The following is a 24,784-nucleotide window of genomic DNA, read 5'->3' on the forward strand; positions in this document are numbered from 1 at the left end:
CACACGGTTTGAGCTATTGGGAAGGCCACGCATAGGAGGCCATTGTGACATTCACGCGATACGCGATCTACTATGCACCGCCCGCGCATGCCGGGTGGACAAAGTTTGCCACCAGCTGGCTGGGCTGGGACATGGAAGCCGGTCAGGAAACCACGCATCCGGTGATTGACGGGGTGGATGTCGCCGCAATCACTGATGTTCCGCGAAAATATGGGCTGCACGCGACGATGAAGCCGCCCTTTCGAATGCAGCAGGGCCAATCGCTGACGGCCCTGAAAGATGCCTGCGCCCGGCTTGCGGAATCCCGCACTCCCGTCACGCTTGACGGGCTGGAAATCACCCGGTTGGGCCGCTTTCTGGCCCTGCGCCCGGTAGGTAGCGAAATGGCGCTGAACGCACTGGCTGCCGCCTGCGTGTGCGATCTGGACAGCTTTCGCGCCCCGGCGTCCGAGGCTGAACTGAACCGGCGAAGGGCTGCTGGCCTGACCGGGATGCAGGAGGCCAATCTTGAACAATGGGGTTACCCTTATGTGCTGGACTCCTTCCGCTTTCACATCACCCTCAGCGGCAAGCTGGACAAGGCCACTCTGGCGACGGTTCAATCCGTCTTGCAGGAACGCCTTGCCCCCATGATGCCGAACCCGTTTCGGATCGGTGATCTGGCCCTGATGGGCGAGGTCGCGGATGGGCGGTTTCACCTGATCCATCGCTATGCCCTTTCCGGCTGAAGCCGTGCGAGGATGGCGGCGATTGTCATCTCCAGCGGGCCTGAATTGTCGACCTCGAACACCCGGTCCAGCCCCTGGGGCAAAGGCACGTTGGCGCGGGCCAGCCGGCGCGCCTGTTCACTTGCACCTTCGCGCGCACGCACGGTCAGGCGCTGTTCCAGAACCTCGGGATCGGCCGTCAGGGATATCACGATCAGGTCGCCGAACGCCTCTTGAGCCTGCATCAATACGGATCGCGACAGATTCACCAAAACCGCATCGGACGTCTTTCTGAGGTCTTCGATACCGCCCGGTACACCATAAAGCAGGCCATGCGCAGACCAGTGCAGAGCAAATGCGCCATCCTCTGCCATCTGCCGGAAGTTTTCGACAGTCACGCGGTCGAAATCTTCCCCCTCTTCACCTTCGGGGCGTGTGATCACGCGACGCATCTGCTGAATTCCGGGCACACGCGCTGCCAGCGCCTCCATCACGCTGTCCTTGCCGACGCCCGATGGCCCAACCACTGCAATGACCGGCGCAAGGCTCATGCCGCGACCCCCGGGGTGAAATCCGACACGTTGACCTCTCGGTCGCAAACCCGAGCACGCGCGCCGACATCGTGGAAAATGCCGACAATCGCGGCACCGCGCGCCTTGGCCTCTTCGATCAGCGTCAGAACCGTTTCCCGGTTCTGTGCATCCAAAGAGGCGGTAGGTTCGTCCAGCAACATCGCCGGATAGTCATGCGCAAATCCGCGTGCGATGTTCACCCTCTGCTGTTCACCGCCTGAAAACGTGGTCGGGCTGAGGCGCCACAGACGTTCCGGGATGTTCAGCCGGGCCAGCAGGGCCGCGGCCTTTTCCAATGCTGCGGACCGGTCGCATCCAATGTTCAGCAGCGGCTCGGCAACCACTTCCAGCGTCGGGACGCGCGGAACGACGCGCAGGAACTGGCTGACATAGCCCAGGGTTTCGCGCCGCAGCGCCAGAATCTCGCGCGGTTCTGCTTTTGCCACGTCCAGCCCACGGACCAGAACCTGCCCCGACGCAGCCAGATAATTCCCATAGATCACCCGCATAAGGGTCGACTTCCCGGCCCCCGACGCTCCTGTCAGCGCGACGCATTCACCGGCTGAAACCTTCAGCGTTGCGCCTTCCATCACCGGGATCACCGCGCCGCCCTGATTGTGCAGGGTAAAACTTTTGCTGACGTCCCTGAGTTCTATCATCGTCTTCACCTTCAAACCTGCAATACGCTGGAGACCAGCAGTTGCGTATACGCGTGCTGCGGGTCGTCCAGCACCTGATCGGTCAGCCCGGACTCGACCACATGGCCGTCCTTCTTCACCATCAACCGATCCGCCAACAGACGCACCACCGCCAGATCATGGGTGACGATGATGGCGCTCAGCCCCATTTCGCGCACCAGTCCCCGCAGCAGGTCCAAAAGACGCGCCTGAACCGAGACATCCAGCCCGCCGGTCGGTTCATCCATGAAGACAAGTCTAGGACCCGTCACCAGATTGCGCGCGATCTGCAGACGCTGCTGCATTCCACCGGAAAAGGCCGTTGGCCGGTCATCCACGCGGCTTGCGTCGATCTCGACCCGGCCCAGCCAGTCGATGGCCCGGTCACGGATTGCGCCATAATGCCGGTCACCGACGGCCATCAGGCGTTCACCGATATTGCCCCCGGCACTGACGGACATGCGCAATCCGTCCCGCGCATGCTGGTGCACAAAGGCCCAGTCGGTGCGGCCCAGCATCCGGCGTGCGGGTTCGGACATCGTCACCGTATCCACCGGACCGTCCGTGCGCGTGTCAAAGATCACCCGTCCCGCATCCGGCGTCAGATGCCCGGCCAGACAGTTCAGCAGCGTCGACTTGCCCGAGCCGCTTTCGCCGACAATCCCCATCACCTCGCCGGGATAGAGGTCAAAGCTGACATCGGCACAGCCAATCCGCGCGCCATAATGCTTTTCGATACCTTCGACTTGTAACAGCGGGGTCATGCCGCATCCTCCCCGGCCAGACGCCCCCGGTGGCCTTCGGCGCGGCGCGACCGACAGTAATCCGTGTCGGAACAGACAAACATCCGGGTGCCGGCATCATCCATGATCACTTCGTCCAGATAGCTGTCCTCGGCCCCGCACAGATCACAGGGATGATCGGCCTTGGTGGCTTCGAACGGATAGTCCTCGAAATCGAGGCTCTCGACCCTGGTATGCGGTGGCACCGCGTAAATCCGCTGCTCGCGCCCGGCTCCGAACAATTGAATGGCATCCATTTCCAGCTTGGGGTTGTCAAATTTCGGGATCGGCGACGGATCCATCACATAGCGCCCCGATACCTTCACCGGATAGGCATATGCGGTCGAGATCGCGCCATGCTGGCTGATGTCCTCGTACAGCTTCACATGCATCAGCCCGTATTCCTCAAGGCTGTGCATCTTGCGGGTTTCGGTCTCGCGCGGTTCCAGAAAACGCAGCGGTTCGGGGATCGGCACCTGATAGACGATGATCTGATCCTGCCGCAGCTTCGCCTCGGGGATGCGATGGCGGGTCTGGATGACCGTGGCCTTTTCGGTTTCCTCGGTCGTTTCCACGCCCGCCGTGTTCTCAAAGAACTTGCGGATCGAGACCGCGTTTGTGGTGTCGTCCGCACCCTGATCAATCACCTTGAACGTGTCCTCCGGTGTCAGTGTCGCGGCCGAGACCTGCACCCCGCCCGTGCCCCAGCCATAGGGCATCGGCATCTCGCGGCTGGCAAACGGCACCTGATAGCCGGGCACAGCAAGCCCCTTCAGGATGGCGCGACGGATCATCCGCTTGGTCTGCTCGTCCAGGTATGCAAAGTTGTATTCAGACATAGAGATACCCGTTATTGACGGAAGATTTGGACAGGGCTTCAAAGTGAGCACAGAGAACTGGATCGGCGCGGCCGCAATGCTCGTCCTTCTGGTGCTTGCGGCTACTCTGGTCAGAACGCTTATCAAATTGCGTCTCGGTGATTACGACGTTCCCCGACCGCGTGCCCGAGGCGTTGGCGGAATTGCCTCGCCAATAGACGAGGCGCGCTCGGGGGACAGCGCGGATTTTGGGGACGGCGGCGATTAACCTCATTCCGCAGCCTCCTGTGGCGTGATCCGAGCCTCGGCCTCACGCCGAAGTTTGCGCACCAGTTCCAGCTCAGACTGGAAATCGACGTAATGCGGCAGCTTGATATGTTCGAGGAACCCGGTGGCCTGAATGTTATCTGCATGGCTCAGGACAAATTCCTCATCCTGCGCGGGGGCACCCAGATTGTCTTCGCCCAACTCCTCCCAGCGCAGTGCCCGGTCGACCAGCGCCATGGCAATGGACTTGCGCTCTGACTGACCGAAGACCAGCCCATAGCCACGGGTAAATTGCGGTGGTTCGGTCTTGGAGCCCTTGAACTGGTTGACCGTCTCACATTCGGTCAGTTCGACCTCGCCGATCTCGATGGCAAAGCCCAGTTCGGGAATGTCCATCTCGACCGCCACTTTGCCGATCCTCAATTCTCCGACAAAGGCGTGGTTGCGGGCGTACCCGCGCTGAGTGGAATAGGCCATGCCCAGTACAAAACCTTCATCACCTCGCGCCAGTGATTGCAGGCGCAGCGGGCGGTCTGCGGGGAATTCCATCGGCTCGCGGGTCAGATCGCCTGGTGCGGCGTCGCTGGCGGGCTCGTCCTGAATGATGTCCTCGCCCTTCAGGAATTCCGTAATATGTGGCGTCTGTCCTTCGCGGGGCGGGCACTCCGGCGCGCCCGGCACCTCGCCATCCGCGGCCAGTTTGAAATCCAGCAGCCGGTGCGTGTAGTCGAAGGTCGGTCCCAGAACCTGCCCGCCCGGCGCATCTTTGAAGGTTGCTGAAATTCGGCGGTCGCAGGACATCTGGCTTGTTTCCACCGGGTTTGAATACCCGAACCGGGGCAAGGTGGTGCGATAAGCGCGGATCAGGAAGATCGCCTCGATCAGATCGCCGCGCGCCTGCTTGATCGCCAGCGCCGCAAGGTCGGGGTCGTATAGCGACCCCTCGGCCATTACCCGGTTCACCGCGAGGCTGAGCTGTTCCCGGATCTGTTCGATGCTCAGCGCGGCAACATCCTTTGCGCCGCGGCGCTCCTCTGCCAGCCAGGCATGGGCGTTTTCGATGGCCTTTTCACCACCCTTGACGGCAACATACATTTTTTCAGCCCTCCGTCGCGATTTGAGTGCTGCGGGGCAAGGCGGCAACCCTGTTGCGGCAGGTAAAGAAGAAATCACACCCCAACGGGTACTGAGCAGCGTTAGCGCGAAGCGCCGGGACATCCGGCAGCGACAGGTTCGCCGCAGTTCTGATCCCCGGCCCTGTCAGCCTGGCACCCGCCTGTAGCAAGTCGTCACGCTCAACAATCAGCGTCGCGGACCGGTCAGGATATTCCGCCGTCCCGATGCGATATTGACCCAATGGTCCAAGCGCCTGCCACGTGCCTACGGCAAAATCAGCCTGATCCGCAGTTGTGATAGGCGCGCCGGTATGGAAGGTCAGCCATTGTCGTATGGCTTCCGTATCCAATGCCCCAGCCAGATACACTCCTGTATCCGGATCGCACAGTGTCAGCAGCAAGGTCCCCGCAGCCGCCGACAGGGGTTCTGGTGGCCGAGCGCCCGACAAAGTGCGGATTTCACCGGGGCGCGCCATAACGGTCATTGCCGCGCGAAAGGCATATGCCGCCTCGATCGGGGCATTTTGGAAACCGCCAGCGAATTGCGTCTGCGCTTTCATCAATCCTCTCCCCGGACCATCGTGAAGAATTCCACCTTAGTTGCGGCCGCCTTGGCGGCTCGGGCCGTTTTCGCGGCCTGCATCTGCTGACTGAGCGGCCCTGTCACTCGGGCATGAAGATCCCCGGCGGTTTCAGTCTGCATCAGCGCGTCGATCAGCGCGGCGACCTCGGCCTTTGGTTTCGAGCGGCCCTGCACGTAGCCATGCCCAACCGTGCCGTCCTCAAGCACCAGGGAACAGCGCGTGACCGTCATTTCCCCAAGGTTGAACGGCGCGCCTGTCGCCCCGGTTCGCCCGCGTACCATGACGCCGCCGATTTCGGGGCGTCGCAGCCAGTCAAAGGCCGGCCGAACCCCAAACTGCTCCCACAGCGCCAGCAATGCCTCCTCTGGCGCGCGCGCCAAAAGGCCCATCCATTCCTGACGCGCGGCGTTCGGTTTTCTTGAGCGATCTTCCATCAAAGCCTCTTGGCGGGGTTGTCTACATGAACTATACAACTAGACAAATATTACACCTCCGCGCGGCGACTCGCAATCCGCAACACTGTGAAAGTTTGGTGACATGAGCAAAACGCCGGTCTGGAAAAGCATCGCCCTGAGCCTGACTTCGGACATTGCCGAGCGGAGATACGACACCGGTGACCGCCTGCCGACCGAGGCGCAGCTTTCGGCGCAATACGGGGTCAATCGGCACACGGTTCGCCGTGCGCTGTCCGAAATGGCCGCGCAAGGGCTGGTTCATGCAAGGCGCGGCGCCGGCGTCTTTGTCGCGGCCCGCCCGACCGACTATCCGATTGGCAAGCGCGTCAGGTACCACAAGAGCATTTCGGCCAGCGGCAAAATACCCGGCAAAAAGATCCTGTCCCTGACCACGCGCGCAGCGGATGAGACCGAGGCCGAGGCTCTGCGGCTGACACCCGGGGACGCGGTACACGTATATGACGGGCTTTCGCTGGCCGACGGACAGCCCATCGGCCTGTTTCAAAGCGTCTTCCCGGCGGATCGTCTGCCAGAGATATTAACGGCCCTGTCGGAAACCCAGTCCGTGACACGCGCCCTGCAGCGATGCGGGATCGAGGATTACACCCGAATCTCGACCCGCCTGACGGCGCGCGCGGCCACAGCAACGCAGGCGCTGCATCTTCATCTCAGCGAAGGCGCGCCGGTTCTGTTTTCGGTGGGCGTGAATGCTGATCCTGAAGGCAACCCGGTGGAATACGGTCGCACGGTTTTTGCCGGTGAACGGGTCACCCTAACGCTGAACGAGGATTAGATCGCTCAGGCGATCCGCCCGCGGCTACTCGTATTTTTCCAGAAACTCTTCCGCCGCCATGGTGCGAAAATCGGGCAGAGCCACACGAAGCCGTGCATGATCCCAATCCCACCAGGCCAAATTCATCATTCGCTCTGCCACCGCCTCGGGATACCGGCGGCGTATTGGTTCCGCGGTGACCCCTCCAACGATCTGATACGGTGCCACATCCCGGGTCACAATCGCCCCCGAAGCGATGACGGCCCCGTGGCCGATTGTCACCTCGGGTTTGATGATGGCGGCATGGCCAATCCATGTGTCGTGACCGATCCTTGTCAGGCGGCTCGCGCGATGCGCGAAAAAATCCGCATCGTCTTCGGCATCGTCCCAATAATCCGCCGAGCGGTAGAGGAAGTGATGCAGGGATGCCTTCTCCATCGGATGATCGGTTGCGCCGACCCGCGTAAAGCTGGCGATATTGGCGAATTTTCCGACCTCGGCATTGGCAATGTCACAGGTCCGGTCGCAATAGGAATAATCGCCGAACACCGAATTCGTCACGCGGGTCCCGGCGCCGATTTCGACATACGCACCGAAACTGCTGTTGGAAATCGCGCAATCGGGGTGGATGAACGGCTGATCCGAACGAAGACGTGTCATGAAAATACCCTTGTGTCCCCGATGGATCAGGCCGCCTTCGCGGCCTTAGATATTTTTCGTTTCGGCGCAGTCTCACCCTGAATCAACCGTCTGCGCAACCAGCCCGAGAACCAGTCCATCAGCATCACCATCAGGATGATCAGAACGATGTAATAGGCGACCTCTTCCCAGTCTTTCTGCGTAATGATCGCCTGCGTCAGCAACAGGCCAATACCGCCGCCCGTGATTGCCCCGATCACCGTCGCGCTGCGGGTGTTGGATTCAAGAAAATACAAAAGCTGGCTCAGCAGAACCGGCGTCACCTGTGGGATCACACCAAAGCGATAGCGTTGCGGCGCGTTGGCACCTGTGGACTGCACGCCTTCGATCTGCTTTTGATCGACATTTTCCAGCGCCTCCGAGAAGATCTTGCCGAAAGTGCCGGTATCCGTCACCAGAATGGCCAGCGCACCAGTCAGCGGGCCGGGACCAAACGCACGCGCCAGCACCACCGTCCAGATCAGGGCGTCCACGCCACGGACAAAGTCGAATACACGGCGCGTCATAAAGCGGATGGATTTCAGAGGGTTGAAATTCCGGGTCGCCAGAAACGCCAGCGGCAACGCCACCATTCCGGCCCCAAGGGTGCCGAGAAACGCCATCAGGATCGTTTCGAAGATGGCCCAGGCCACATCCTGATGCCGCCACATCTTGTTGGTCCAGAAATCGTTCAGGATCTCTGGCGCTTCGCCCTTTGCCGCCAGACCGACCAGGTCCGAGAACGACTTGCCATAATAAGGGCTGTCCAGCGTGAACCAGAACAGCTCCCATCCCGTGAAATAGCGGAACACTTCGGACCGGTTGCGCGTTACGGTCAGACGGCCGGCATCCGTTGTGATCGACATCCGGTTCTTGGACACATTGATCCAGTCCGGTACCTGTTTGGTGGGCAGTTCAGCCTGAACGCCGGCCGCACGCGTCGGCGTCGCGCGCACGGTACCGAAACCCGGAATGTCATATTCCACAGTCTCGGGGCCGAAACGCACGACGTGGCCATCTTCCAGATTGATTACCGTCGTTTCACCCAATACCACCCAGTCCGGCGCCGCGCCGTCGGGGTAGGCGCCCTTGCGCTCGCCTTCGATAGCAACAGACACTTCACCGTTGCGGTTGTCGCGTTCGACATGGGTTTTGTAGCTGTAGCTGTCGGCGACCAGGGTTTTGCCGTTTTCCCAGTTCGCGCGGCCAGCCAGCCCAGGTACGTCAAAAGCAAAGAAGACATAGGCGAGATAGACCAACACCAGCGCAGGCAGACCGAAATTCACCAGCCGTTTGCGATTGAACAGGCGATCAGCTTCGGCCTTGAGTTCAGCCAGAGAAAGATCGGTTGCGAAGGTACTCATGCCTGCGCTCCTTTTCCGAATCCGTGGGTCAGGCGCTCGCGCAGCAAGCCGGAAACCTGATCGACAACGACGATTGTGACAAACAGCAGAAGGAATATGGCCGCGGCTTCGTCATACCGCCCCTGCCCCCACGACATGGAATTGCGCAACTCGTACCCCAGCCCGCCCGCGCCGACAAAGCCCAGAATGGCCGAAGCGCGGATATTGATTTCGAACCGCAGCAGCGCATAGCTGACATAGTTCGGACCAACCTGCGGGATCACACCCAGATACATCCGCTGCGACCAGTTTGCGCCGACCGAGTGCAGCCCCTCGACCGGCTTTAACGACGCGTTCTCGTTCACTTCGGAAAACAACTTGCCCAAGGCACCGGCTGTGTGGATGGCAATCGCGATCATCGCGGGCACTGGCCCGCCACCCAATACGAAAATCAGAACCAGGGCGATCACGATCTCGGGGATTGCCCGGCATATGTCGGCGATGCGCCGGAACAGCGGAATCAGCGATGGCGACAGCGCCATGCCGCGTGTCGACATCAGGGCCAGAAACGTACCCACAATGGTCCCGATCAGGGTCGACGCCGCGGCAATGTTGATCGTTTCGATCAGAGCCGGAAAAAACCGCGCCAGATTTTCGGGCATTGCGCCGATCTTGTCCCAGGCTTCGGACAGAACCTCGGCCGGGTAATCGAAGATGCGATGCCACCCATCCGCGAAGCTGCCCGCGTTGCGATTGTCAGCGGTGCGAAACCCGGCGGCCATCAGCGCCACGAAAAGGATCAGGAGAATACCGCCATAGACCCGTTTGCGGCGTGTCATCGCGGAATAATCTGCGCGGATCTGGTCGATACCAGAGGACCCTGCGGTCAGGTCTGTCATGGAATGCTCCTGAGGGGAAAACGGGGTCCGGTTTTGCACCGGACCCCGACCATTGGGATGTTTCGTCTTAGTTCGACTTCAACTGGCGCGCTTCGATGATGATTTCGTAGGCGTCGTGGGTGATCGGCTCGAATGCCTTGGCCTCACCCGCCGCAACCCCGTAGAAGCATTCACGGTCTTTCTCAGCCAGACCCGCCATCAGGTCGGTCATCTTTGCCTTGACCTCTGCCGGCAGTGCCTTGCGCAGCACGACAGGGCCTTCCGGGATCGGCTGCGACTGCCAGATCATGACCATGTCGTTCATGTCGATCAGACCCGCGTCAACCGCACGGCGCAGAGCGCCTGAGTTGAAGCCATCTTCCCAGTCGCCCAGACCGTCGGCCCATGTTACACCGCCATCGACGTCACCGTTGTTCACCGCAACGATGGTCTGCTCGTGACCACCGGTGAACTTCACCTCACCAAAATAGTCGCCCGAGTCCATGGTCGCGCCGGTCGCGGCAGGGATTTCGATCGAGGGGATCAGGTAGCCCGAGGTCGAATTCGGATCGCCGAACCCGAAGGTTTTGCCCTTCATGTCTTCCAGCGACGCAATGCCACTGTCCTTGCGGGCAAAACCGATCGAGTAATAGCCGTAGCCGCCATCCAGATTCACCTTTACCAGAACGGGTTCAACCGCTTCAGGGTCGCTCAGATAGGTTTTTGCATAGCCCGACGCGCCCAGCCACGCCATGTCGATGGTGCCGCCCAGCAGGCCCTGGATCACGCCGTCATAGTCGGCCGGGGCGAACAGCTTGGTTTCCACGCCCAGCGTCTCTTCGGTGTATTCGCGCAGGCATTCGTTGTTGTTCAGACGGTCCTGAGCGTTTTCGCCGCCCAGAATGCCGATGCGGAATTCGCTGATTTCTTCGGCCATGGCAGGTGCCGCCATTGCAGTTGTTGCCACAAGGGCAGCCATCAGTTTTTTCATCTGTCTCTCTCCGGTTTGTTGTGCCGGCCTTTCACCGGCCGGTCGATGAAAGGGGTGGGTCGGCTCAGATGGTCGCTTCGGCTTCCATCAATGCCTTTTGGGTCGCGTCGAGCGTGTCGATCTCGGTCGAGGTCGCCTCCTCCGAGAAGCTGGCATCGGCGCCGTAGATCTCACGTGCGACACCGGTGGTCAGTTGCTCGGGCAGACCGTCGAACACGATGCGGCCGTCACGCATGCCGACGACGCGGTCGCAATAGCGGCGCGCGGTGTCCAGCGTGTGCAGGTTGGCAATGACGGTGCGGCCATCCTCTTCGTGGATGCGGCGCAGCGCCTGCATCACCACCTGCGCGTTCATCGGGTCCAGCGAGGCGATCGGTTCATCCGCCAGAATGATGCTGGGGTCCTGCATGAGGGCGCGCGCGATGGCGACGCGCTGCTGCTGACCGCCCGAAAGCGCCTCGGCACGTTTGGGCGCGTGTTCGGCAATGCCCAGCCGATCCAGAATGTCGATGGCGCGGTGTATCTCGTCCATCGGGAACAGGTTGAACATCGTGGCCAGTGTCGAGTGGCGGTTCAGCGTTCCGTGCAACACGTTCGACACCACGTCCATGCGCGGCACCAGATTGAATTGCTGAAAGATCATGGCGCAATCCGCCTGCCAGGCGCGCTTCTCGCGACCCTTCAGGCTGGTAACGTCCCGACCTTCGAACAGAATCTGGCCGTCGGAGGCATCGGTCAGCCGGTTGATCATCCGCAGAAGCGTCGATTTTCCGGCCCCCGACCGGCCAATGATGCCGATCATGCACGGCTTGTCGACATCCAGCGTGGCCGCATCCACGGCGACATTTTCGCCAAAGCGTTTCGTCAGGTTTTCAATTCGCAGCACGTGCCACCCCCAGTAGTGTTGGCGGTCAGCTAAATGCGATCTCCAACGGAGATGTGTCGGTTGCGTGAAAGTTTTGTAAACCCATATTTGGGTCCCTTGGCCCTACCCACGGCTGCATATCGCGGATATATGCGGAACGAACACCGTATCTCCTTATGAGGACACACATGAGCTTTGACCGCACCATCAAGATCGCACCGTCAATCCTGTCCGCCGATTTCGCCAATTTCGGCGCCGAAATTCAGGCGATCGAGGCGCAGGGCGCCGATTGGGTCCATGTGGACGTAATGGATGGCCATTTCGTTCCGAACCTGACCTTTGGCCCGCCGGCCGTCAAAGCGTTTCGCCCGCATGTCAAAACGGTGATGGATGTTCACCTGATGATCACCCCGGTCGACCCCTATATTCAGGCCTACGCCGATGCGGGGGCGGATATCCTGACCGCCCATGTCGAGGCCGGGCCCCATACCCATCGCACCCTGCAGGCCATTCGCGCGGCAGGAATGAAGGCGGGTGTTGCACTGAACCCCGGCACCCCGGCCGAGGCGGTCGAGCATCTGCTGGACCTCACCGATCTGGTCTGCGTGATGACGGTGAACCCGGGTTTCGGCGGGCAGAAATTCATCGACATGACCAACAAGATCCGCCGCCTGCGGCAGATGATCGGCGACCGGCCAGTCCACATCGAAATCGACGGCGGTGTCGACCCTGGAACCGCCCCTCTGGTCGCGGCCGCCGGCGCGGATGTGCTGGTGGCAGGCTCCGCGGTTTTCCGAGGCGGATCGGTTGAGAATCCCGGCGTTTACGGTGACAATATCAAAGCCGTGCGCAACGCGGCAAACAGCGCAATCGCGTAGCGTGTGGCCCGCTGGCCGCGGCAGAAAATCCTGACGGATACCTAGTTCGACTGGGCCGCGTCATTGTTTGCCGCGGCCTTTTCGTTGCGGTAGCGCACGCGCATCTTGATTGCCTGCATAAAGCGGCCTTCGGCAACAAGCTCCGCGAGAAAGTCGCTGAGGTAATCCTCGGACAACCCACCCGCCGTGGCGGTGTCAAACATACCCTCGGCGGCCTCGAACTCGCCCTCACCCAGCATCACCAGCGCGTTGATATACTGCACATAAGACTTATCAGGTTGCAGCGACAGCGCCCGATCAATGGCGACGCGGGCCTCTTGGATATTCCCAAGGTCCAGGGCGATTTCAGCATGAAGGCGATGGTCGAAATGGTCTGCGCTTTCCAGCGCGACACTGCGGCGTATCTGCACCAGCGCGGCGTCGTTGTCGTAATCATCAAACAGCAACCTTGCCCGCCAGAACAGCAGATAACTGCTGGCGCCAGCCTCGGCTTCAGCCATCGCCAGAACGCTGTGCGCCTCGGATCTGCGGCCCAATTCGGACAAAGCCCGCGCCTTGCGCACATACCCATCCGCCTTGTCGGGTGTGGCAGCAATAACCGCGTCGGCATCCTTGAGCGATTGTTTCGGCCGGTCCAGCATCAGAAGGATCAGCGAACGGCGCGATCTGGCGGCAACGAATTCCGGATGCAGTTCCAGAGTGCGCGTCACATGTTCAAAGGCTTCTTCCCACTTGCCTTGATCTGACAAGACAAAAGCCATGCCGTATTCCGCATAGGGATCGGAAGGATTGACACCAATGGCCGACCTGAACCATTCCAGCGCATCTTCGGACCGGCCGTACTCGCTCAGCGTCCAGGCCAGTTCGCGCATGGCCCAGGTATAGTCCGGGTTCAGGGCCAGCGCCGCATGCATTCGGCGTTCGAATTCTTCCAGATCGATTTGACCGCTGCTATGCGCGCTTGCGGCAAGCCCAGCCATATTGTTGGCGGTGGGTTTTCGCGAAATGGCTTTGCGGAACCATTCGGCAGCCGGGGCATACTCGTCCCGATAATACAGGATCCACGCGAATCCCTGCAGGCCCGGTTCGGCACCGGGGTCCAGTTCCAGAATTTCCGAAAACGTCTGTTCCGACTTCTTAAGGTCATCCAGATCAAAATAGGCCCAGGCCAGACGATCCAGCATCTCGATCCGTTGCCGGTCGGATGCACCGGTCGCCCCCAGCCCGCGCTGGCAGATTTCCACCAGCCGTTCCGGCGTTTCATCCTGCTCCAGACAGGCCGAGACATAAGTCAGCTGCGAATTTGTGAGAAGCGGTTTGGAATAAGCCGCCCCGCTTGTCGAATGGATGGCAAGCAATGCCAAAACGGTTATGGGGTTCAGTTTGTTAAATGGAACGAACATGTTGCCTGAAATCGAAAGAATGCGTTTCCCAAAGAATACTCAAAAATGTGATAAGAAAATGGCCGCCCCGGTTCGGGACGGCCTTCTTTGGTTCAACGTTGTGGGCTCTCATTGCTCTTTCAGGGCAACCGCCGCCCATCAGTCGGCAAAGCCGACTTACGCGATGATTTTCGACACACCATATTTGGTTCGTCTCGGGATCATTGATTTCAAACAAAAAGGGCGCCCGAGGGACGCCCTTTCCGTCTGATCATTCGCTTGCGCGACTTACTCGATGATTTTCGACACAACACCAGCGCCGACGGTGCGGCCGCCTTCGCGGATGGCGAAGCGCAGGCCGTCTTCCATCGCGATGGGTGCGATCAGCTCGACGGTGAAGCCGACGTTGTCGCCGGGCATGACCATCTCGGTGCCAGCCGCCAGGGTCACGGTGCCGGTCACGTCCGTGGTCCGGAAGTAGAACTGCGGACGGTAGTTCGCGAAGAACGGGGTGTGACGACCGCCTTCTTCCTTGGTCAGGATGTAGGCTTCGGCTTCGAACTTGGTGTGCGGTGTCACCGAACCCGGCTTACACAGAACCTGGCCACGCTCAACGCCGTCACGGTCGATACCGCGCAGCAGGGCGCCGATGTTGTCGCCCGCTTCACCGCGATCCAGCAGCTTGCGGAACATCTCAACACCGGTGCAGGTGGTTTTCTGAGTGTCGCGGATGCCGACGATTTCGATCTCGTCGCCAACATTGATCACGCCACGCTCGACACGACCGGTCACAACGGTACCACGGCCCGAGATCGAGAACACGTCTTCGACCGGCATCAGGAACGGCTTGTCAACTTCACGCTCAGGGGTGTCGATGTAGTCATCAACCGCCGCCATCAGTTCCTTGATCTTCTCTTCGCCGATTTCCGGGTTGTTGCCTTCCATCGCCGCCAGAGCCGACCCTGCGATGATCGGAACATCGTCGCCGGGATAGTCGTAGCTGGACAGCAGCTCGCGCACTTCCATCTCAACCAGTTCCAGCAGCTCTTCGTCGTCAACCTGGTCCACTTTGTTCATGAACACGACCATCTTCGGGATGCCAACCTGGCGGCCCAGCAGGATGTGCTCGCGGGTCTGCGGCATCGGGCCGTCAGCGGCGTTCACAACCAGGATCGCGCCGTCCATCTGCGCGGCACCGGTGATCATGTTCTTGACGTAGTCGGCGTGACCGGGGCAGTCGACATGCGCATAGTGGCGGTTGTCGGTCTCGTATTCCACGTGGGCGGTCGAGATGGTGATGCCGCGGGCCTTCTCTTCAGGCGCGCCGTCAATCTGGTCATACGCTTTGAAGTCACCGAAATACTTGGTGATTGCTGCGGTCAGCGTGGTCTTGCCGTGGTCAACGTGGCCAATCGTGCCGATGTTGACGTGCGGTTTTGTACGCTCAAACTTTTCCTTTGCCATTCCTCAGGCGCCCTTTTGCGATTTGGGGGACCCTTGGTCCCGTGGTTACATCTGCGCGCGCGAGATATTTGGTTCAAAGGGGAAAATCAAGCACATCCTGCGGGAAAAGCAGGTTACGACGCCGGATTTTGTGTAACTTCGCCGGAATCGAGCGGTTGGATCAGGTCGGGTCGCTTGTCGAACCAGCCGTTCTCTTCATGTTCTTCGGCCAGCCATTCTTCGACGCGGTCCGCCACCTTCAGCGCCAGACCGTTCATTTGTTCTTCCCTTGTCCGGGCATTACCGGATCCGGCAAAAGCACTTTCTCCGGTCGTGTCTTCAAGCACCTGGAACTGCTTGGCTTTTGCCAAAAACTCTTTGTTGCGAACGTCATAGACATTCACCAACACAATCGCCGTGCTTTTGGGATTGTAGATCACCGGAACGCCCGGAGGAGCAAGCATGTAGCCTTCCAGGCTAATACCTATGTCGTATTCCTGCGCGCCTGTGTATCGGCCCAGACGAATATCCACCGCATTTTGAATGGCCTCTTCCCATTCTTTGGGCGTCGCATCCCGTGAAACCGGACCCTGCTTGGCTTTCTCGGCAAATGCATAATTGACGCGCAGTTTGAATTCACCCAGCGATTCAGGTTCTTCATAAACCTGCGTCTGCGTACAAGCGCCCATCAGGGCCAATCCGGTGATCAGGGTCAGAATGCGCAACATGTCTCGTCTCGATAGGCCTGTTTTCTTTGATCTAGCGCACCGATACGGCCTGTGCCAAGCCGTATCGGCAGAATTCCACCCGCAAGTGTTGCGCGATCACGAGAATTTATAGTCGCGCGGGAAGCCATAAGGCGGCTTTTTCCCGACGCTGGCGCGCTTGGCAAGCCATTGGGACATATCGGCCTCGTGCCGGGTCTTGTCGCCACCCATGGACCATTTCAGGCCGTCATCCCAGTTAAAGGTGGTGACATCCGACAGACCACCGTCCAGTTCCAGCGTCCCCTGGCGCCCGCGGGCCATATTGTATTTCTGCAGGCGCACGCCTTTGCCCCGCGTCATCTCAGGCAATTCCTCGGTCGGGAACACAAGAAACTTACCGTTCTGGGACACCACTGCCACGTGATCCCCATCCACAAGTTTGCAGATCACCGCCGCCTCATCCCCTTTGACGTTCAGCACCTGTTTGCCGTTGCGGGTCTGGGCCAGCACGTCATCCTCGGGCACCATGAACCCGTTGCCCGCGTCCGAGGCCACCAACAGCTTGCGCCCCGGCTTGTGGATCAGAATATCGACGATCTGCGCCTCGTTCGGCAAGTCGACCATCAGGCGCAAAGGCTCGCCCATGCCGCGCCCGCCGGGCAGGTTGGCAGCGCTGACCGTGTAGAAACGCCCGTTCGAGGCAAAAACAAGCAGCCGGTCGGTGGTTTCCGCGTGGAAAATGAAACGCGGGCCGTCGCCATCCTTGAATTTCAGCTCGCGGTTCAGGTCGATATGGCCCGTCATCGCCCGAATCCAGCCCATCTGAGAGCAGACCACTGTGATCGGCTCGCGGTCGATCATTGCCTCCAGCGGCACTTCTTCGACATTGCCAGCCTCGGCAAATTGCGTCCGGCGCGCACCGCCTTCGTAGTCTTTGCCGAAGGTCTTTTTGGTCTCTTTCAACTGCTCGGCGATTTTGGCCCATTGCAGGGCCGGGTCAGCCAGAAGGTCTTCGAGATTGGCGCGTTCCAGCATCAACTCGTCGCGCTCGCGCACCAACTCCATCTCTTCCAGACGGCGCAGGCTGCGCAGGCGCATGTTCAGGATCGCGTCGACCTGAACCTCGGACAGTTCGCCCTCACCCGGCTTGGGCGAGACATAGTCGGCCTCGCTGGTGGCGCGGACATGGTCGATACCCCAATCCTCGCGCATCAGGGCGGCTTTGGGGTCGTCGTCATAACGGATGATGTCGATCACACGGTCGAGGTTCAGGAAAGCAACGATAAAGCCCTCCAAGACCTCCAGCCGATGGTCGATCTTCGCCATACGGTGACGCGAGCGGCGCAGCAGAACCTCTTGCCTGTGATCGAGGAACGCACGCAGCACTTCCTTCATCGAACAGACTTTGGGCGTCACCCCGTCGATCAGCACGTTCATGTTCAGGCTGAACCGCACCTCAAGGTCCGAGTTGCGGTAGAGCATGCCCATCAGCACCTCGGGGTCCACATTCTTGGAACGCGGTTCGAGGATCAGGCGGATGTCATCAGCCGATTCATCGCGCACATCTGCAAGGATCGGGATCTTCTTGGTCTGGATCAGTTCCGCGATCTTTTCGATCAGCTTGGACTTCTGAACCTGATACGGGATCTCCGTGACCACGATCTGCCATTGGCCGCGACCCAGATCTTCGACCTCGAACTTACAGCGCAGACGGAAGGAGCCGCGCCCGGTGCGATAAGCCTGCGCGATGTTCTCAGGCGGCTCGACGATGACGCCGCCGGTCGGGAAATCCGGACCGGGGACATAGTTCAGCAGTGTATCGTCGCGCGCATCCGGCGTTTTGATCAGATGCAGACAGGCATCACACAGCTCAGCGATATTATGCGGCGGAATGTTCGTCGCCATGCCGACCGCGATGCCGCTGGACCCGTTGGCCAGCAGGTTCGGAAACTGCGCGGGCAGCACGACCGGCTCGGTCAGCGTACCGTCATAGTTGTCGCGGAAATCGACGGCGTCCTCGTTCAGACCCTCAAGCAGCGCTTCGGCCACAATGGTCATCCGCGCCTCGGTGTATCGCGAGGCCGCCGGGTTGTCGCCGTCGATATTGCCGAAATTCCCCTGCCCGTCGACCAGCGGGTAGCGCACGTTGAAGTCCTGCGCCAGACGCGCCATCGCGTCGTAGATCGCGGCATCACCGTGCGGGTGATAGTTACCCATCACGTCGCCCGAAATCTTGGCCGACTTGCGGAATCCACCGGTCGCGCTGAGTCGCAATTCCCGCATGGCGTACAGGATTCGCCGGTGCACCGGCTTCAACCCGTCCCGCGCATCGGGCAAAGCCCGGTGCATGATAGTGGACAGCGCATAGGTCAGGTAGCGTTCGCCAATCGCGCGGCGCAGCGGTTCGGCCACCTCGCCCCCATTGTCAGGGGCCTCCATGTTGGGGTCGTCGATCGTATCGTTCATACATGATGTGATACGCCGCAAGCGCGCCGTGGTAAAGCAATCAGCGCGTATTTTGCTGGGGACAAGTAGCGCTTTTTGCAACAGGGGGAGACAACCCCCCGATTTCCCCCGGTTTTCGACTCGGGGTGCGAAATATGGTAGGCTGACTGCATTAACTGCTGCCTATTTCTTGTTTCTTGCGATTGACCTGGGGGATGCGCCATGACGCGCCTTATTGTTATTACCTTCGCCGCACTCGGCTGGTGCTTTTACGTAATAAGCGGAGGACCGGATTTCGAACCGCGCGGCCTGCGCGCCGATCAACCTGAACGTGTCGCCTCAGCCCCTAAATCGTCAACCGTCGCGCCTGCTCAGGTCAGTGAGCTTGTCACCAGCGTCGCCGCACGTGCACCGACCGTGCGCGCCCAACCGGATCTGGCAGTGGAAGAGGTTGTCGTGTTCGTCACAGAGGATGCGAGCCTCGGATCTTTCTCAGGTCTAACAGTTTTCGAAGATCAGGACGCCAATATCACGCTCGCCTCGCTGGAAGACGGGGTGGCCGGGTTGCGTCAGATCACCGAGGATACGCCGCAGGAAGCCTTGGAATCGCCGGCACTTCCCGAACCTGAAAAGGACATCCGCGAAATCTCGGGCACACGGGTGAATATGCGCGACGGGCCGGGCACGATCTACCCCATCATCGGCAAGGCGACCATCGGCCAGAAGGTCGAAGTGCTGAGCGAATCCGGAACCGGCTGGTTGCGCCTGCGCGTGTTGCCCCAGCAACAGGTCGGATGGATTTCGTCGTCACTGGTCCGAAAAATCGCGAACTGACGCGAAGGTGTCATTGTCCTGAGCCGACCCGCGCCATAGCTTTGGCGCAAGGTTCAGCTTTGGGTAGATAATGCAGAAAACCATTCTTATCACCGGCTGCTCATCCGGCATCGGCCTGGATGCGGCCCATGGCATGCGCGCCCGCGGCTGGCGCGTTTTTGCGTCCTGCCGCCAACAGCGTGATTGCGATCGCCTGCGGGCGCAGGGCTTTGAAAGCCCGCAGATCGACTATACGGATGCCGACAGTATCTCTGCCGGGCTGAACGAAGTGCTTGAAGCCACAGGCGGCACGCTGGATGCGTTGTTCAACAACGGCGCGCACGGCCTGCCCGGCGCGGTCGAGGATCTGCCGACCGAGGGTCTGCGCCAGATTTTCGAAGCAAACTTCTTTGGCTGGCACGAACTGACACGGCAGGTGATTCCGGTCATGCGGGCGCAGGGGCATGGGCGAATCGTTCAGAATTCGTCGGTCCTGGGCTTCGTCGCCTTTCCCTGGCGGGGCGCGTATGTGGCGACCAAGTATGCGGTCGAAGGTCTGACGGACACTTTGCGTCTGGAGTTGAAAGATACAGGCATCAAGGTCGTCTTGATCGAACCCGGCCCGATCACCTCAAAAATCCGCGAGAATTCGATCCCGTTTTTCGAACGGTTCATCAATTGGCAGAACTCGGCCCTGCGGGCGAAATATGAAGCAACACTGCTGAAAAGACTTTATGAATCCTCGGGGCCCGACCGGTTCGAACTGCCTGCATCCGCGGTGACCGACAAGCTGGCCCACGCGGTCGAATCGAAACGGCCGCGCGCGCGCTATTACGTCACAACCCCCACCTATATCGCCGGCTACCTGCGCCGTATCCTGCCGACCCGAACCATCGACCGCATCCTGTCGGACGTCTGAGGCGAAATTACCCGTTCGCTTTTCAGGCCCGTGGGGCTAGATGATACGTCAACGAAACAATAAACCCGGACGGTGTACCCATGGACCTTTTGATGGTCGTGTTGTTGCTGGCCATGGCGGCGGTTGTCGTCGTGCTGGCAATCGGCATCTCCAATTTCGGCAAAAGCGGCAAAAGCGCCGCGATGAAAAGCAACCGGATGATGCAGCTGCGCATCCTGTTTCAGTTCATTGCCGTCGTGCTGATCGTGCTCTACGTCTATTTGCGTGGACAGGGAGTGCAGTAGATGGTCGTTCTCAACAAGATTTACACGCGCACCGGTGATGACGGGAAAACCGCGCTGGGAAACGGCGAACGTGTTGCCAAATATTCGGGGCGCGTCACCGCTTATGGCACTGTTGACGAACTGAATGCCTTTGTCGGCGTCGCCCGGACCGAGGCCGAAGGCGAAGTCGAAGCGGCCCTGTCGCGCATCCAGAACGACCTGTTCGATCTGGGCGCCGATTTCTGCCGCCCGGACATGGATAAGGACGCCGAGGCCGACTTTCCGCCGCTGCGCATCGTTCCGGCCCAGATCGACCGGCTGGAAGCCGAGATTGACGCCATGAACGAAACCCTTGAACCGCTGCGCAGCTTTATCCTGCCGGGCGGCTCACGTCTGGCGGCCCATCTTCATGTCTGCCGTACGGTGTCCCGTCGGGCGGAACGGCTGGCCGTCGAGCTGACCAATATGGAACCGGTGAACGAGGTCGCCGTGAAATACCTCAACCGCCTCAGCGACTGGTTCTTTGTCGCAGCCCGCTGCGCCAATGAAAACGGCACCGCGGATGTGTTGTGGGTTCCGGGCGCAAACCGCTAAGGCGCTGACCTTCTGGCAATATTATTTCGCGCCGTTGCGTCAAAAATTGCGAAACGCGACGTCTCAAGATCATGACGTGACGATTTTGCCCTGTTGCCGCGCGAATTGAGACGCTATTCAGTCGTCCGAGAGCATTGGTGGAGTCGCGACGCGGCTTACCGTTTTTTGTGAGGAGCAAGCGCAAAATGAAGGTACTCGTGCCTGTCAAACGCGTGATTGACTATAATGTGAAGGTCCGCGTGAAAGCGGACGGTAGCGGTGTCGATCTCGCCAATGTCAAAATGTCGATGAACCCGTTCGACGAGATCGCTGTTGAAGAAGCGATCCGCCTGAAAGAAGCCGGCAAAGCAGAAGAAGTGGTCGCCGTTTCGATCGGCGTCAAGCAGGCGCAGGAAACGCTGCGCACCGCGCTGGCCATGGGTGCAGACCGCGCCATTCTGGTTGTGGCCGCAGATGACGTGCACACCGATATCGAACCGCTGGCAGTTGCCAAGATTCTGGCCAAAGTGGTCGAGGAAGAGCAGCCGGGCATCGTTCTGGCGGGCAAGCAGGCGATCGACAACGACATGAACGCCACCGGCCAGATGCTGTCGGCCCTGCTGGGCTGGAGCCAGGGCACATTCGCGTCCGAAGTGGACATCGAAGGCGACAGCGCCAAGATCACCCGCGAGGTGGATGGCGGCCTGCAGACCATCAGCGTCAAGATGCCGACCATCGTGACCGTCGACCTGCGTCTGAACGAGCCGCGCTATGCGTCGCTGCCCAACATCATGAAGGCGAAGAAAAAGCCGCTGGACGAGAAGACCGCCGCCGATTACGGCGTCGACGTCACCCCGCGTCTGGAAGTCGTCAAAACCGAAGAGCCGCCGGCGCGTGCCGCAGGCATCATCGTGGGCTCGGTGGACGAGCTGGTCGGGAAACTCAAAGAAGCGGGGGCTGTGTAATGGCTGTTCTTCTTCTCGCCGAAGTCAACAATGGTGAGCTGTCGCTGGACGCAACCGCCAAGGCTGTCAACGCCGCAAAGGCTCTGGGTGACGTGACCGTTCTGGCCGCAGGTGGGTCCGCCGCCGCTGCTGGTGAGGCTGCTGCCAAGATCGACGGTGTGTCCAAGGTTCTGGTTGCCGAAGATGCGTCGCTGGGCCACCGCCTGGCGGAATCGACCGCCGCGCTGATCGTGGGTCTGGCCGATGGGTACGAGCACATCGTTGCCCCCGCCACCACCGACGCCAAGAACGTGATGCCGCGCGTTGCAGCGCTGCTTGACGTGATGGTGATCTCGGATGCTTCCGGCGTGGTCGACGGTTCGACTTTCGAGCGTCCGATCTATGCGGGCAACGCGATCCAGACCGTGAAATCGAACGATGCCAAGAAGGTCGTCACCCTGCGGACCGCGAGTTTTGACGCGGCGGGCGAAGGTGGCTCGGCCCCGGTCGAGACCATCTCGGTAGGTGACAACCCGGGTCTGTCTTCGTGGGTCGAGGACAAGGTTGCCGAAAGCGACCGTCCGGAACTGACCTCGGCTGGCGTTGTTGTCTCGGGCGGCCGTGGTGTTGGCTCGGAAGAGGACTTCAAACTGATCGAAGGTCTGGCCGACAAGCTGGGTGCCGCCGTTGGTGCCTCACGTGCCGCGGTCGACTCAGGCTATGCGCCGAACGACTGGCAGGTGGGTCAGACCGGCAAGGTAGTTGCCCCCGATCTGTACGTCGCCGTCGGCATCTCGGGCGCGATCCAGCACCTTGCGGGCATGAAGGACTCGAAGGTCATTGTTGCGATCAACAAAGACGAAGAAGCGCCGATTTTCCAGGTCGCCGATTTCGGTCTGGTTGCGGACCTGTTCCAGGCCGTGCCGGAACTGACCGAGAAGCTCGGCTGATTTTCGGCAACGATTTTTCCTTGAAACTTCTGAAAGGCCCGCCAAATGGCGGGCCTTTTTCAATTCAGGCTCCGGATCGGCGCGACCAGAGCGTTTGCGATGGATTTATGCCCTGCAGGCCCGATCATGTGTTCCGCCATGGGCTGCTGCAGGGTCCCGAACAACATATCCTCAAGCTCGTCAGAATGTCCGGCCACGGGGACCGAGACTTCGATACAGTCCGTGCACAGCGAACATACGGCACCAAGCATCTGCGCCGTGACCGGCACAGGCACCTGTTCGCAGAGACACCCGTTTGCCCCGTCGCGCAGAACGCGCAGTGACAGCAAGATGACCGGAGTATTCAGCCTGTTGAGCAGATCGCTGATCTGCCTGACCCAGTTTCGGCGCAATTCCTCAGCTACGACTTCGAACCGAGCGTCCGGATGGGTCTGCAGAAGGGTCATCAGGTGGCACACGAAATGGACATCGGTAAAATCGACCTCGGGATACAGGTCCAACAGGGCCTGTGTCGGGGCCAGCACGCGGTCATTGCGCCGGGGATGGACGCGGTAATAGCGATTTGACTGACCCAGCACTCCGGGCGATTGCAGAATGCACAGCCCGGCCCCGTTTAGCAGGTCGAACAATCCGCGATCTGAACACAACGCGTCCAGACCGCAGAACAGACTGCCCAAGTTCAGGCAGCGCCTGTCCAGACGTTCCTCCAGAATTGCGGCAAAAGGCCGGTCGACAAACCGCCCATATGTTTCATCGCCACCGACACATGCCATGTACGGCGTGTGCCGGGAACGCTGTGGGCCGCGAAACCACAGGCGCGATCCTTCGTATTGACAAACGGCATCCCCGGGTCCCCCCGAGCCTGTTTGATGATAGCTCATAACACTCACCCAATTTTCACCCGGTTGCCATGTTGCGGCCGCAGGTCTTGAGAAAAACCTAATGTGCGCATTTGAAGCAAATTCGACCGGGCGGAGCCCCTTGCCGCCCATACCGATCTGCCGATACTGTCGCCATATCCCGTGACACAGAGGCACCTGAATATGGATGTGAAATCAGTCGGAGTGATCGGCGCAGGCCAGATGGGCAACGGTATCGCCCACGTCCTTGCCCTGGCAGAGTATGACGTTCTGCTGAACGATGTGAATCAGGATGCCCTGAATGCCGCCCTGGCGACGATTGAAAGCAACATGGCCCGTCAGGCGTCTCGCGGAAAGATCTCAGATGACGAGATGCAGGCGGCGCTGAAACGGATCACAACCACCCTGGAACTGCCGCAACTGGGCCAGACCGATCTGGTGATCGAGGCCGCGACGGAACGCGAGACAATCAAACAGGCAATATTCGAAGACCTGCAGCCGCATTTGCTGCCGCATACGATATTGACCTCCAATACGTCGTCAATATCGATCACCAGACTGGCCAGCCGCACGGATCGGCCAGAGCGTTTCATGGGGTTCCACTTCATGAACCCGGTTCCGGTGATGCAACTGGTTGAGCTGATCCGGGGCATTGCGACCGACGAAGACACCTTTAGCGCCTGCAAGTCCGTCGTGGATCGTCTGGGCAAAACCGCCGCCAGCGCCGAGGATTTCCCGGCCTTTATCGTCAACCGTATCCTGATGCCGATGATCAACGAGGCGGTTTACACGCTCTATGAGGGGGTCGGCAGCGTGAAATCCATCGATCAGTCGATGAAACTGGGCGCGAACCATCCGATGGGGCCGCTGGAACTGGCCGACTTTATCGGGTTGGACACGTGCCTTGCCATCATGAACGTGCTGCATGACGGGTTGGCGGATACCAAGTACCGCCCTTGCCCCTTGCTGACCAAATATGTCGAGGCCGGGTGGCTGGGCCGCAAGACCGAGCGTGGATTCTATGACTATCGCGGTGAGGTTCCGGTTCCGACGCGGTAAAGTAAGGGGGCCAGCCCCCTCGCCCGGATATCATCCGGGCTCAC

The 24,784-nt window shown here is 60.1% G+C and carries 29 protein-coding genes; 11 read left to right on the forward strand and 18 right to left on the reverse strand.

What is annotated here, in order from left to right:
* Positions 1 to 44 precede the first annotated feature (44 nt).
* Entirely contained in the window at positions 45 to 728 is a 684-nt protein-coding gene (locus tag ACXAC3_RS17495; RefSeq protein ID WP_475162856.1) for a DUF1045 domain-containing protein, read from the forward strand.
* Here ACXAC3_RS17495 and phnN read toward each other — a convergent pair.
* From phnN to phnG, 8 genes are read right to left on the reverse strand one after another with little or no spacing between them, the layout of a single operon-like run.
* Entirely contained in the window at positions 710 to 1,258 is a 549-nt protein-coding gene (gene phnN / locus ACXAC3_RS17500) for a phosphonate metabolism protein/1,5-bisphosphokinase (PRPP-forming) PhnN (protein ID WP_475162858.1), read from the reverse strand. The two genes, ACXAC3_RS17495 and phnN, sit on opposite strands and share 19 nt — an antisense overlap.
* Positions 1,255 to 1,938: a phosphonate C-P lyase system protein PhnL gene (gene phnL, locus ACXAC3_RS17505; protein WP_475162860.1), complete on the reverse strand. Its 684-nt coding sequence runs from the start codon at positions 1,936 to 1,938 to the stop codon at positions 1,255 to 1,257. The genes phnN and phnL overlap by 4 nt, the downstream gene beginning before the upstream one ends.
* Positions 1,939 to 1,949: 11 nt before the next feature.
* Positions 1,950 to 2,720: a phosphonate C-P lyase system protein PhnK gene (gene phnK, locus ACXAC3_RS17510; protein ID WP_475162861.1), complete on the reverse strand. Its 771-nt coding sequence runs from the start codon at positions 2,718 to 2,720 to the stop codon at positions 1,950 to 1,952.
* Entirely contained in the window at positions 2,717 to 3,577 is an 861-nt protein-coding gene (locus tag ACXAC3_RS17515) for an alpha-D-ribose 1-methylphosphonate 5-phosphate C-P-lyase PhnJ (RefSeq protein ID WP_475162864.1), read from the reverse strand. Before ACXAC3_RS17515 ends, phnK begins: the two co-directional genes overlap by 4 nt.
* Complete coding sequence (locus ACXAC3_RS17520; protein WP_475162867.1) at positions 3,570 to 3,830, reverse strand: hypothetical protein; 261 nt, start codon at positions 3,828 to 3,830, stop codon at positions 3,570 to 3,572. The genes ACXAC3_RS17515 and ACXAC3_RS17520 overlap by 8 nt, the downstream gene beginning before the upstream one ends.
* The gene (locus tag ACXAC3_RS17525; RefSeq protein WP_475162871.1) at positions 3,827 to 4,918 is read right to left on the reverse strand and encodes a carbon-phosphorus lyase complex subunit; all 1,092 of its coding nucleotides are present in this window, start codon (positions 4,916 to 4,918) and stop codon (positions 3,827 to 3,829) included. The genes ACXAC3_RS17520 and ACXAC3_RS17525 overlap by 4 nt, the downstream gene beginning before the upstream one ends.
* Positions 4,919 to 4,922: 4 nt before the next feature.
* The gene (gene phnH, locus ACXAC3_RS17530) at positions 4,923 to 5,498 is read right to left on the reverse strand and encodes a phosphonate C-P lyase system protein PhnH (RefSeq protein WP_475162872.1); all 576 of its coding nucleotides are present in this window, start codon (positions 5,496 to 5,498) and stop codon (positions 4,923 to 4,925) included.
* Positions 5,498 to 5,956, reverse strand: a complete 459-nt coding sequence (phnG, locus tag ACXAC3_RS17535) for a phosphonate C-P lyase system protein PhnG (RefSeq protein ID WP_475162876.1) — start codon at positions 5,954 to 5,956, stop codon at positions 5,498 to 5,500. The genes phnH and phnG overlap by 1 nt, the downstream gene beginning before the upstream one ends.
* A 103-nt stretch (positions 5,957 to 6,059) precedes the next feature.
* On the opposite strand from phnG, the gene phnF reads away from it, so the two are divergent.
* Entirely contained in the window at positions 6,060 to 6,770 is a 711-nt protein-coding gene (phnF, locus tag ACXAC3_RS17540) for a phosphonate metabolism transcriptional regulator PhnF (RefSeq protein WP_475162877.1), read from the forward strand.
* Positions 6,771 to 6,794: 24 nt separating this feature from the next.
* Here phnF and ACXAC3_RS17545 read toward each other — a convergent pair whose 3' ends face one another.
* The 5 genes from ACXAC3_RS17545 to phnC form a co-directional block, all read right to left on the reverse strand.
* Positions 6,795 to 7,409, reverse strand: a complete 615-nt coding sequence (locus ACXAC3_RS17545; RefSeq protein ID WP_475162879.1) for an LbetaH domain-containing protein — start codon at positions 7,407 to 7,409, stop codon at positions 6,795 to 6,797.
* 26 nt (positions 7,410 to 7,435) lie between these two features.
* On the reverse strand, positions 7,436 to 8,791 hold the full coding sequence (phnE, locus tag ACXAC3_RS17550) for a phosphonate ABC transporter, permease protein PhnE (protein WP_475162881.1): 1,356 nt from the start codon (positions 8,789 to 8,791) through the stop codon (positions 7,436 to 7,438).
* The gene (gene phnE / locus ACXAC3_RS17555; protein WP_475162883.1) at positions 8,788 to 9,669 is read right to left on the reverse strand and encodes a phosphonate ABC transporter, permease protein PhnE; all 882 of its coding nucleotides are present in this window, start codon (positions 9,667 to 9,669) and stop codon (positions 8,788 to 8,790) included. The genes phnE (ACXAC3_RS17550) and phnE (ACXAC3_RS17555) overlap by 4 nt, the downstream gene beginning before the upstream one ends.
* A 67-nt stretch (positions 9,670 to 9,736) precedes the next feature.
* Positions 9,737 to 10,639 (reverse strand): phosphonate ABC transporter substrate-binding protein, encoded by a 903-nt coding sequence (gene phnD / locus ACXAC3_RS17560; RefSeq protein WP_475162886.1) that lies wholly within the window; start codon positions 10,637 to 10,639, stop codon positions 9,737 to 9,739.
* Between the two features lie 64 nt (positions 10,640 to 10,703).
* A complete protein-coding gene (phnC, locus tag ACXAC3_RS17565) occupies positions 10,704 to 11,525 on the reverse strand; it encodes a phosphonate ABC transporter ATP-binding protein (RefSeq protein ID WP_475162890.1) in 822 nt (273 codons plus the stop codon).
* Positions 11,526 to 11,692: 167 nt separating this feature from the next.
* On the opposite strand from phnC, the gene rpe reads away from it, so the two are divergent.
* Positions 11,693 to 12,382: a ribulose-phosphate 3-epimerase gene (gene rpe / locus ACXAC3_RS17570; RefSeq protein WP_475162894.1), complete on the forward strand. Its 690-nt coding sequence runs from the start codon at positions 11,693 to 11,695 to the stop codon at positions 12,380 to 12,382.
* Between the two features lie 41 nt (positions 12,383 to 12,423).
* Here the strand turns inward: rpe and ACXAC3_RS17575 are convergent, their stop codons facing one another.
* The gene (locus ACXAC3_RS17575) at positions 12,424 to 13,785 is read right to left on the reverse strand and encodes a tetratricopeptide repeat protein (RefSeq protein ID WP_475162897.1); all 1,362 of its coding nucleotides are present in this window, start codon (positions 13,783 to 13,785) and stop codon (positions 12,424 to 12,426) included.
* Here ACXAC3_RS17575 and ACXAC3_RS17580 point away from each other — a divergent pair.
* Positions 13,784 to 14,035, forward strand: coding sequence for a hypothetical protein (locus ACXAC3_RS17580; RefSeq protein ID WP_475162899.1), 252 nt, complete (start codon positions 13,784 to 13,786; stop codon positions 14,033 to 14,035). The two genes, ACXAC3_RS17575 and ACXAC3_RS17580, sit on opposite strands and share 2 nt — an antisense overlap.
* Positions 14,036 to 14,052: 17 nt before the next feature.
* On the opposite strand, the gene tuf is transcribed toward ACXAC3_RS17580, so the two are convergent.
* From tuf to ACXAC3_RS17595, 3 genes are all read right to left on the reverse strand, one after another.
* Positions 14,053 to 15,228, reverse strand: coding sequence for an elongation factor Tu (gene tuf, locus ACXAC3_RS17585; RefSeq protein ID WP_170337277.1), 1,176 nt, complete (start codon positions 15,226 to 15,228; stop codon positions 14,053 to 14,055).
* A gap of 113 nt (positions 15,229 to 15,341) precedes the next feature.
* On the reverse strand, positions 15,342 to 15,896 hold the full coding sequence (locus tag ACXAC3_RS17590; RefSeq protein ID WP_475163483.1) for a hypothetical protein: 555 nt from the start codon (positions 15,894 to 15,896) through the stop codon (positions 15,342 to 15,344).
* A gap of 135 nt (positions 15,897 to 16,031) precedes the next feature.
* Positions 16,032 to 18,380 carry a DNA topoisomerase IV subunit A gene (locus tag ACXAC3_RS17595; protein ID WP_475162902.1) on the reverse strand — a complete coding sequence of 783 codons (2,349 nt, stop codon included), beginning with the start codon at positions 18,378 to 18,380 and terminating at the stop codon, positions 16,032 to 16,034.
* 201 nt (positions 18,381 to 18,581) lie between these two features.
* Here ACXAC3_RS17595 and ACXAC3_RS17600 point away from each other — a divergent pair, with 201 nt between their 5' ends.
* The 6 genes from ACXAC3_RS17600 (at position 18,582) to ACXAC3_RS17625 (ending at position 22,821) form a co-directional block, all read left to right on the forward strand.
* Positions 18,582 to 19,193 (forward strand): SH3 domain-containing protein, encoded by a 612-nt coding sequence (locus tag ACXAC3_RS17600; protein ID WP_475162905.1) that lies wholly within the window; start codon positions 18,582 to 18,584, stop codon positions 19,191 to 19,193.
* A 70-nt stretch (positions 19,194 to 19,263) separates the two neighbouring features.
* Complete coding sequence (locus tag ACXAC3_RS17605; RefSeq protein ID WP_475162908.1) at positions 19,264 to 20,091, forward strand: SDR family NAD(P)-dependent oxidoreductase; 828 nt, start codon at positions 19,264 to 19,266, stop codon at positions 20,089 to 20,091.
* A gap of 80 nt (positions 20,092 to 20,171) precedes the next feature.
* A complete protein-coding gene (locus ACXAC3_RS17610; protein ID WP_475162910.1) occupies positions 20,172 to 20,375 on the forward strand; it encodes a twin transmembrane helix small protein in 204 nt (67 codons plus the stop codon).
* The gene (locus ACXAC3_RS17615; RefSeq protein ID WP_475162912.1) at positions 20,376 to 20,948 is read left to right on the forward strand and encodes a cob(I)yrinic acid a,c-diamide adenosyltransferase; all 573 of its coding nucleotides are present in this window, start codon (positions 20,376 to 20,378) and stop codon (positions 20,946 to 20,948) included.
* Between the two features lie 185 nt (positions 20,949 to 21,133).
* Positions 21,134 to 21,892, forward strand: coding sequence for an electron transfer flavoprotein subunit beta/FixA family protein (locus ACXAC3_RS17620; protein WP_475162916.1), 759 nt, complete (start codon positions 21,134 to 21,136; stop codon positions 21,890 to 21,892).
* Positions 21,892 to 22,821: an electron transfer flavoprotein subunit alpha/FixB family protein gene (locus ACXAC3_RS17625; RefSeq protein ID WP_475162917.1), complete on the forward strand. Its 930-nt coding sequence runs from the start codon at positions 21,892 to 21,894 to the stop codon at positions 22,819 to 22,821. Before ACXAC3_RS17620 ends, ACXAC3_RS17625 begins: the two co-directional genes overlap by 1 nt.
* A gap of 59 nt (positions 22,822 to 22,880) precedes the next feature.
* Here ACXAC3_RS17625 and ACXAC3_RS17630 read toward each other — a convergent pair whose 3' ends face one another.
* The gene (locus ACXAC3_RS17630; RefSeq protein ID WP_475162921.1) at positions 22,881 to 23,702 is read right to left on the reverse strand and encodes a DUF6473 family protein; all 822 of its coding nucleotides are present in this window, start codon (positions 23,700 to 23,702) and stop codon (positions 22,881 to 22,883) included.
* Between the two features lie 162 nt (positions 23,703 to 23,864).
* Here ACXAC3_RS17630 and ACXAC3_RS17635 point away from each other — a divergent pair, with 162 nt between their 5' ends.
* A complete protein-coding gene (locus ACXAC3_RS17635) occupies positions 23,865 to 24,740 on the forward strand; it encodes a 3-hydroxybutyryl-CoA dehydrogenase (RefSeq protein ID WP_475162922.1) in 876 nt (291 codons plus the stop codon).
* Positions 24,741 to 24,784: the final 44 nt, after the last annotated feature.

The organism is Ruegeria sp. ABV4_181 (assembly GCF_056158465.1).